The 8,703-nt window shown below is 46.3% G+C and carries 11 protein-coding genes; all 11 read left to right on the top strand.

Annotated elements, in window-relative coordinates; genetic code table 11:
- The first annotated feature begins 191 nt into the window (after window positions 1-191).
- The 11 genes from L5656_RS09485 (at window position 192) to L5656_RS09440 (ending at window position 8,699) form a co-directional block, all read left to right on the top strand.
- Window positions 192-893, top strand: a complete 702-nt coding sequence (locus tag L5656_RS09485; protein WP_297202335.1) for a FadR/GntR family transcriptional regulator — start codon at window positions 192-194, stop codon at window positions 891-893.
- Between the two features lie 38 nt (window positions 894-931).
- On the top strand, window positions 932-1,876 hold the full coding sequence (locus tag L5656_RS09480; RefSeq protein WP_297202333.1) for a sigma-54 interaction domain-containing protein: 945 nt from the start codon (window positions 932-934) through the stop codon (window positions 1,874-1,876).
- A gap of 4 nt (window positions 1,877-1,880) precedes the next feature.
- Complete coding sequence (locus L5656_RS09475) at window positions 1,881-2,600, top strand: RraA family protein (protein WP_366018233.1); 720 nt, start codon at window positions 1,881-1,883, stop codon at window positions 2,598-2,600.
- Window positions 2,548-3,636: an Ldh family oxidoreductase gene (locus L5656_RS09470; RefSeq protein WP_297202329.1), complete on the top strand. Its 1,089-nt coding sequence runs from the start codon at window positions 2,548-2,550 to the stop codon at window positions 3,634-3,636. The genes L5656_RS09475 and L5656_RS09470 overlap by 53 nt, the downstream gene beginning before the upstream one ends.
- 213 nt (window positions 3,637-3,849) lie before the next feature.
- Window positions 3,850-3,999 carry a hypothetical protein gene (locus tag L5656_RS09465; RefSeq protein WP_297202327.1) on the top strand — a complete coding sequence of 50 codons (150 nt, stop codon included), beginning with the start codon at window positions 3,850-3,852 and terminating at the stop codon, window positions 3,997-3,999.
- 29 nt (window positions 4,000-4,028) lie between these two features.
- Window positions 4,029-4,268, top strand: coding sequence for a hypothetical protein (locus L5656_RS09460; RefSeq protein WP_366018230.1), 240 nt, complete (start codon window positions 4,029-4,031; stop codon window positions 4,266-4,268).
- 42 nt (window positions 4,269-4,310) lie between these two features.
- A complete protein-coding gene (locus L5656_RS09455; protein ID WP_366018229.1) occupies window positions 4,311-4,526 on the top strand; it encodes a UxaA family hydrolase in 216 nt (71 codons plus the stop codon).
- A gap of 19 nt (window positions 4,527-4,545) precedes the next feature.
- Complete coding sequence (locus L5656_RS09450) at window positions 4,546-4,809, top strand: UxaA family hydrolase (protein WP_297202323.1); 264 nt, start codon at window positions 4,546-4,548, stop codon at window positions 4,807-4,809.
- Window positions 4,810-5,618: 809 nt separating this feature from the next.
- Entirely contained in the window at window positions 5,619-6,590 is a 972-nt protein-coding gene (locus L5656_RS09445) for a tripartite tricarboxylate transporter substrate binding protein (protein WP_297202321.1), read from the top strand.
- Window positions 6,591-6,678: 88 nt separating this feature from the next.
- Window positions 6,679-7,140, top strand: coding sequence for a tripartite tricarboxylate transporter TctB family protein (locus L5656_RS11430; RefSeq protein WP_366018227.1), 462 nt, complete (start codon window positions 6,679-6,681; stop codon window positions 7,138-7,140).
- A gap of 47 nt (window positions 7,141-7,187) precedes the next feature.
- Window positions 7,188-8,699: a tripartite tricarboxylate transporter permease gene (locus tag L5656_RS09440; protein ID WP_297202319.1), complete on the top strand. Its 1,512-nt coding sequence runs from the start codon at window positions 7,188-7,190 to the stop codon at window positions 8,697-8,699.
- Window positions 8,700-8,703: the final 4 nt, after the last annotated feature.

Genomic DNA, 8,703 nt, shown 5'->3' with positions numbered 1-8,703 from the left:
GTGGATGTTCTGTTTAGAGTTTATTTTACGACTTGGCTGGACTGTAGTGGACAAAGGATATATGTAGGGGAGTACGTTGTATTATGAGGTTAAAAAAGTAGTCACAGGAGGCAGGAAAAACAGGAGAAACGTAGAATATTATAACAATAACACTAAGTGGTATGGACACCGGATAACAAGGAGACATACCAGTGGGTATCGAAGCACGGGAGCTTAAAAGAGTCAAATTATATGAGCAAATTGTAGCCAACATCAAGGAACAAGTATTGTCAGGAAAATTAAAGCCAGGGGAAAGAATACCTTCTGAGCGTGAACTCGCTAAACTTTATGGTGTTAGCCGCTTGGCTGTGCGCGAGGCTTTGAGTGCCTTAGCGGCCATCGGACTCATCGAGGTGAAGCACGGGGTAGGTTGCTTTGTAAGGAAAGTGGAACCACGGCTTATACCAGCCAATATTGGTATAAGCCCGGAAGAAAAAGATCGAGCTATGGAGTTACTGATTTTCCGGCGGGGTTTTGAACCCGAAGCTGCGAGGCTAGCAGCTTTGTATGCCACTGAACAGGAGCTGGATAGAATTTGTCAGCTGCAGGAGGAAGTAAGGAATAACATCGTAGCGGGGGGAACCGCGGTAGAAGAAGATTTCTATTTCCATATGGCCATTGTTCGAGCTACACATAGTCCCATTTTCATCCAGGTAGCCGATGCCATAGAACAATATTGGCTGGAATGCTTTAGATTATGTAAAAAGCATACGTTGGGTGTCCCTAGCAGGTTGCCCGTCCTTTTAGAAGAGCATCAAATAATCATACGCTATCTTATGTACAGGAACGGGGATGGAGCCTATAAAGCTATGAAGATGCACATAGAAAATGCAATCCGAAAATTGGAAACCTGAGGTGATAAATCTTGGAGCTCCCAGGGGCAAGATATAGGTTGGAAGACATTAAGACAGTGAACAGTAGAATGCGGGAAATAAAACGGTTGGTAAGAAGAATTGCCAAGTCGGATGCCAGTGTATTGATTATTGGGGAAAGCGGGGTAGGAAAGGAGCTAATTGCTTCTGCTATTCATAATGAAAGCGGTAGAACAGGAGAATTTGTCGCTATCAACTGTGCAGCTATTCCTGAAAACCTATGGGAGAGCGAGTTCTTTGGTTATGAGGGAGGAGCATTTACAGGCGCCTCTGTCAAGGGTAAGCCTGGGATTATAGAGTTAGCCCATGGGGGGACTTTGTTCTTAGATGAAGTTTCAGAAATACCCCTCCATTTGCAGGCTAAACTCCTAAGAATACTCCAAGAAAAGGAATTTATGCGTGTAGGTGGTAGGGCACGTAGGGCGGTAGACATAAGGGTTATAGCCGCTACCAATAGAGATTTGGGACGGATGGTAGAGGAGGGTAAGTTCCGCCGAGACCTTTACCATCGGTTGAATGTTATCCCCATATATGTCCCTCCCTTGCGGGAAAGGCCAGACGACATTATTTACTTAGCCGAATATTTTTTGAGGGTGTATGCTCATAAGACGGGAAAAAAATTCGCAGGATTTAGCACCCGGGTTAAAGAATTTTTCCTCCATTACCACTGGCCGGGAAACGTTAGAGAGCTGGAAAATGCGATAGAGTGTGCGGTTAATATTGAAGAGAATGTGCGAATAGGCCTGGATAGCCTACCTTACAATCTAAAAATGTTGGCCAAATCATGCGAAAAGAAGGGGGGATCTGAGGTATATAATTCTTGTGACGACTTAGAAGAAAAACTTAAGATCTTAAAACTGCTGGCTAAGTATGGATGGAGCGTAGAAGGGAAAAGAAAAGCGGCCCGGGAAATGGGTATAAGTTTAGCTACGTTTTACCGCCGGTTGAAATGTTATAACCTTTGAGTAAATGTCCTGGTTTATAAGGAGTGAAAATCTGATGAGTATAGGTTTTCGGATTTATACCCAAATTAGACGCCCCCCTCTCTCGCTAGCCGATGCTTTTTTACCTTACTCTACTTCCAACATAGCGGACAACATGGGGAGAATGTTTTGCATGGATGCTGCGATAAAGCCCTTGCGGGAAGATAGCAAATTGGTAGGTATAGCCTTTACTGTAAAAACACGTCCAGGGGATAATTTGCTCGTCCATAAGGCTCTTGATATGGCCCTGCCGGGAGACGTTATTGTAGTAGATGCCCAGGGCGATATGACCAACTCGATTTTAGGGGAAATCATGGTTCGTTATGCCTTGAAGAAGGGACTGAGGGGTTTTGTCATAGATGGCGCTGTCCGGGACTGGGCGGGGATAAAGCAATTAGACTTGCCCGTTTTCGCCAAAGGGGCCAGCCCCCGTGGTCCTTATAAAGACGGTCCGGGAGAGATAAATGTTCCTATATCCTGCGGTGGCGTGGCAGTTTACCCGGGGGATATTATTGTGGGAGATGCGGATGGCGTAGTAGTGATACCGGCCAAGGAAGCAGAAGAGGTTCTCCGTAGGACGAGCGAACTGGCTGCCCGCGAGCAGGCCATTTTCCAACAGGTGGAAGAGGGTACTTGGGACAGGCGGTGGGTAGATGAAATTTTACAGCAAAAAGGATGTGAAATCCTTGAAACGGTATGGAGCTAAAGAGTTACTAAATTTTTGCACCCAGGTACTTGTTAAGTTGGGTGTAGAGGAAGAGAAAGCGCATCTATTGGCAGATACATTGGTTCAAGCCAATCTGCGGGGTGTAGACTCACACGGTGTTACCCGGATGGGTATTTATGTGGAGAGGATAAGGCGAGGATTGGTTGATCCTCATGCGGAGCCGGAAATAATCAAGGATACTCCAGCTGTTGCTTTAATGGATGCGAAGAGCTCTATTGGACAGGTTGCATCTTACAGGGCCATGCAGTTAGCCATTAAAAAAGCCAAGGAGATTGGAACTGGATTGGTAGGCGTACGGGGCTCCAACCACTTCGGAGCCGCGGCCTACTACACCATGTGCGCCTTGAAGGAGGACTTAATAGGCATAGCTCTCTCTAATGCTCCGGCGACTATGGCTCCCTGGGGTGCGCGTTCTCCCTATATAGGAACGAATCCCATTTCTGTGGCTATACCGTCCAACAGGAGATTACCTATAGTTTTCGATATGGCCACGAGTATTGTGGCTAGGGGGAAAATCATACTTGCGGCCCAAAAAGGTGAAAGTATCCCCGAAGGATGGGCCATAGACACAGAGGGACGTATTACTACAGACGCTAAAAAGGCTCTAGAGGGAGCTGTGTTACCTTTTGGAGGGGCTAAAGGTTCAGCCATCGCGATTTTAATAGATATTTTTGCTGGTATCCTCACCGGGGCTGCCTTTGGTCCACATATAGGTGATTTATATCGCAATCTCAAGGAAAGGCAAAACCTTGGACATGTCTTTGCAGCTATCGATCCTAGGGCCTTTGGCGACATAGAGGAGTTCAAAAACCGTGTAGATCAGATGATCGATGAGATAAAAGGTCTGCCGCCCGCCTATGGCGTAGAAGAGGTATTACTGCCCGGAGAAATCGAATTCCGGACAGAAGAGGTGAGGAAGAGAGAAGGAATTCCTTTGGAACCTGAGGTAGAGGAGATGCTTAAAGCCTTGGGTAAGGAGTTTGATGTGCCATGGATAGAGCCGTTATTCGGGTAATTCTCTTCTCGCTTTTATAAAAAATTAATAGATCAGCGAAACCCAAGGATCTCCGATTCAGCACTTTAACCGTGAGAAATTTTGTTGGTGGTACTAAGCCTACCTGGTATTAAAAGTTCTGCGAAATTAACTCGAGGGCATCATAAAAAAACTCAGGGAAGAAGCCTGGGCAAGCTGACAAGGGGGCTTTGTTGAGTTTGGAGGTGAAGCTAAATGCCTAGAGCCTTGCAGCTGCATCCTCGGGATAACGTAGCTGTGGTCTTAAGCAACGTGCAGGCTGGGGAGGAGGTCAGGGTGGCTACGGAAGAGGGTGAGATAAGGTTAATAGCCGGAGAGAGGATATTTCCTTTGGGCATAAGATAGCCTTGCCCCCTATAGAAGACGGGGAATCAGTGCTCAAGTACGGGGAAAAGATCGGTAAAGCCAAGGTGCCTATTCCGGCTGGTAGCTGGGTTCACCTCCATAATCTCTGTTCTGAACGGGGAAAAGGAACGGAACATTATAATGGAAACCGTACCCGGAGGGCCAAGGGAATAGTTAGCGACTGGTTAGAACACCAGGGTTGTACTGAAACTAATGGCAAGGATTTAGGGGATACCGTAGCTCTCTGCCACCCGGTAGGGTGCAGTTAGGTAGGCTGGGATCTTGAGCTTACGGCCCGGGCTCTCAAGGGGGTGGGGAGACATCCTAATTTCTACGGCGTTGTAGTTGTAGGACTAGGCTGCGAGCGACTCCGGACTCATGAAGTGGCGGAAAGTATTGCCGGTGCTGGGAAACCAGTAAAAGTGGTGAGGGCGGTAAGTGAAGAAGTGGCGCAGGATATTCTGGCTACCATTGAAAGGATGGAAGCCCAATTGCCACCGCTCCGCCTTGATTTCGTCGGGCAATGAAGACGGCGGAGTAACTACCGTGGTGGAAAAGGCCTTGGGCGGGATCTACAAGGCCGGGACCGGCCCCATTAAGTGGGTTCTCGCTTACGGACAAGAGGTACCAGGGCCAAGGCTTTATCTTTTGGACTGCGGGGGCCACGATGGAGAGGCTACTACGGGGTTGGTGGCTTCTGGGTGCCAGGTGGTGGCCTTTACTACCGGCCGCGGTACACCCACGGGTTTTCCCGGGGTACCGGTGATAAAAATTACAGGCAATTCCATACTTTCAAGCGTATGGAACTGAATATCGATTTTGATGCCAGCGGTATCCTGGAAGGTCAGAGGCTAGGAAGTGGGAGCCGAGCTTCTAGAACTCCTCTTGCGGGTGGCTTCCGGGGAGCTTACCAAAGCCGAAGTCGGGCGGCATGAGGAGCTATTTTGCATAATCCGCAATTCTGTATGCGAGTAGGTTACTCAGAAGCTCCCCTTCTAGAATAAAGAAAAGCTTATCAGCCTTTGGCTGCAAGAACGCTGAAGAAGGCCCGTTTCCGCGTAGCCGAAACACGTTTATGTGGCTGGCGACTCTCGAACTGTGGCCGTAGCTCATGCTTTTTCAGAAATGGTAGTTACCAGAATGCTAAAGTTGTGGTTTTTCATAGGTGGGTATACTACTTGACCGGGACATGGAGTAACTTACTACTGTGAAAAGTTAACTTGAGAAATATGTTGAGAAATCCAAGGTGACCTATACAGTTGGAGAAGCAATATTAAGCACTGGCACAAAACTTGCTATACCGAATTGCATTGCAAGGGCTTAGCGCAATATTGTAGTGCGCCCATTGCAAACCTCTTGTGGAACACAAGATAGGGTATAGTTGCTGCAAACATGGCGTAGGCTAACAGGGTTCCCCTGTTAGCTGGCTAAGAGTAAGCCTTTAACAAAAGATAAGAGGTTAAACATGAAGAGCTATTCTGTATAACCAGTCGTTAAAAACCGCTGATATTACTTTTGTGAGAAAGGGGTGATAAATGCCTAATTACCCAGAAGGGCTAGTATACTTAAGAAAATGTTGGTTTAAAAACTTGTAGAAAATCGAAAGGGGGAAGAAAAGCATGCTGAAAAGAAAGGGAATATACTACTTATTAATTTTCCTAGGCATAGCGGCTCTCATACTTGTCAGCGCAGGATGCGGCAGTAAGCAGGAAAAGTACCCTACGAAGCCCATTAATGTAATAGTAGCTTATGCAGCTGGCGGCGGCACCGATGTCGGGGCTAGAACGTTGTTACCGTATGTTGAGAAAATACTCGGGCAGCAAATGATAGTGGTAAATAAACCCGGAGGAGGCGGCTGGGTTGGATGGTCAGAATTAGCACAGGCCAAGCCGGATGGCTATACTATTGGATACATTAATACTCCTAATTTGATGACCGGTTATCTAGATCCGAACCTGAAGAATCCTCATAATTTGTCTAGTTTCGTACCCATAGCTAACCATGTAGTTGACCCCGGCGCTATTGCTGTTAAGAAGGATAGCCCGTTCAAAGATATAAAAGACATCATTGAAGCGGCTAAAAAGAATCCTGGAAAAGTAAGCGTCACCTCAACTGGGGTGGGTAGCGACGACCACTTAGCAGCTATTGCTATTGAACGGCAGACGGGTGCAAAATTTAATGTTATACATTCTAAGGGATTTGCGGACAACCTTACCGCAGTTCTTGGAGGCCATGTAGATGTGCTTTTCGGCAATGTAGGTGAAGTCTATGGTCCCTTCAAGGATGGTTCTATTAGGGTGCTCGCAGTTATGACCGAGCAAAGGGTAGAGGAATTTCCAGACGTGCCAACCCTTAAGGAACTGGGGATTAATGTAGTCTCACATTCGGCAAGAGGGCTCGCTGCTCCTAAGGGTACGCCTAAAGAAATAATTGACATTTTGGCTAAAGCCTTTAAGCAGGGAATAGAGAATCCTGAACACGTGGAAAAGATGAAAAAGCTTGGTTTATACGTGAAGTACATGGGACCAGAAGAATATAAACGCTTCTTGGAAGAGGAAGAGAGAAAAGTGAAAGAACTTATGGGTTGGTAGAATTTAAAAGACTGAGGTCCCGCGAGACCTTACGCGGGACCTCCACGATAAATAAATTTACAGGTAGTTCGAGGGGAGATTTAGGAGAATGAGAACAATTAAGTTAAATGACAGGTTCTTATTAGCCCTTGCTTGCGGGTTAATTGCTGCTATAACATTATGGGATGTTTCTAAGTTTGAAGGATACGGTGAAATAGCTAAGGGTATAATGGGACCGGACTTTTTCCCGCGCATCCTATCTTATGGTCTACTCTTCTGTAGCCTCTGGCTCACTTACACTGGTTTTAGAAACCGCAAAGAGATAGAGGTGTCAACTTTTTCGTTTAAAAGTGAATCCGTTATCTTCTTGTGTGCTCTTATGGCTTACTACTTTCTTATGCCCGTCTTAGGATACTTCGTTACCAGTACTCTCTTTGTTGCTTTTACTATGGCATTGTTTGGTGTTAAAACCAAGACTGCATTTCCTACTGCTGTGGTACTGGTAGCTATGATCTACTATCTATTTCACTCCTTACTAAAAGTACAGTTTCCGCAAGGTATACTATTTTAGCAGACCCGATGTCTTGGCAAATGTATACCATGAATGGGGTGTTTCAAATGCTTGAGTTTCTGTCCGCTTTTTTACGGGCGTTGACACCTGGGGTTCTTATATGGATAGTCGTGGGGGTTATAGCAGGGGTTGCAGTAGGATCTATTCCGGGGCTCACTGCTACTATGACTGTGGCTGTTCTAATACCTTTTACCTTTGGTATGGATCCCTTGTCGGGAATATCGATGTTATTGGGGATTTATATTGGGGCACTATACGGTGGCAGTATTTCGGCTTGCTTAGTGCGGATACCGGGAACCCCGTCTGCCGTTATGACGGCACGGGACAGTTATCCTATGGCTAGAAAAGGAGAGGCTGGGAAAGCACTAGCATATAGTGCCTACGCCTCGTTTATGGGTTCTATCTTTGGAGTAATAGTACTTATCGTGTTGGCTCAAGCTATCTCACGTATTTCGCTAAAGTTCGGACCGGCCGAAATGTTTGCTGTGGCTGTTTGGGGACTGGCTTCTATATCAGATCTTACGGGGGAGGATTTGGTAAAAGGTATTATTTCTGCCTTAATCGGGTTGCTTATAGGTACTATCGGGGTAGACCCAGTAACAGGAATTCCGCGTCTAACCTTTGGTCAAATTGCTTTACTGAACGGAATAGATTTTATACCGATCATGATCGGTCTGTTTGGAATATCCGAAGTACTTCGCCAAGCTAGGGCTGCGCGTTTATCTGAGGAGGTTCCTAAGAAAGTCGGAGATATAAGGCTTAGCCTACGGGAAATGATCAAAGTTTTACCCACCATCATACGCGCCAGTTTTATTGGAATGTGGGTAGGTGTGTTACCGGGTGCTACCGGAGGCGCCATGGCTTCCGTAATGGCCTATGAATATGAACAGAAACGCGATCGTGATCCGAAACGATTCGGTACTGGCGTTCCCGAGGGGATTTGTGCTTCAGAAGCAGCCAACAACGCCTCTATAGGAGGTAATCTAGTTCCCTTGCTTACACTAGGGGTTCCAGGTGACACAGTCACGGCGATGCTGATAGGAGCCTTTATGATTCATGGTTTACAACCTGGCCCAATGTTGTTCAAGAATTCAGCTGACCTGGTTTACGCCATTTATGCAAGTCTTTTAATCGCCAGTGCGATTATGTTTATCATTGGGCTTTACGGCGCGAGATATTTCGCCCGGATAATTTCCTTCCCCCTTAACCGGCTTATCCCGGCTATAGCTTTGTTATGCCTGACTGGGACTTATGCGGTAAACGGTAATATGTTTGATATAGCCGTAATGATTTTATTTGGCCTGATAGGCTACTTTATGGAAGCTAGAAATATCCCGTTACCTCCTATGATAATGGGCATAGTGCTTGGCCCCATGGCAGAGTTTAATTTAAGGACCGCATTAAAGACTTTTCACAATGACTGGACGGTTTTCTTTACCCGACCGTATGTAGTATTTTTCTGGGTATTGATAGTGCTTATGGTACTAGGCCCACGAGTTAATTGGAAGAAGCTCCTGGGCATATTCCAGAAGAATAAAGAAAGAGCAGTCAACCCCTAATTGT

It is taken from the genome of Thermanaeromonas sp. (assembly GCF_021890735.1).
Lineage (GTDB): Bacteria > Bacillota > DSM-521 > Neomoorellales > Neomoorellaceae > Thermanaeromonas.
The sequence above is the reverse complement of the archived record's forward strand: the minus strand, read 5'-3'. Positions and strand labels throughout refer to the sequence as shown.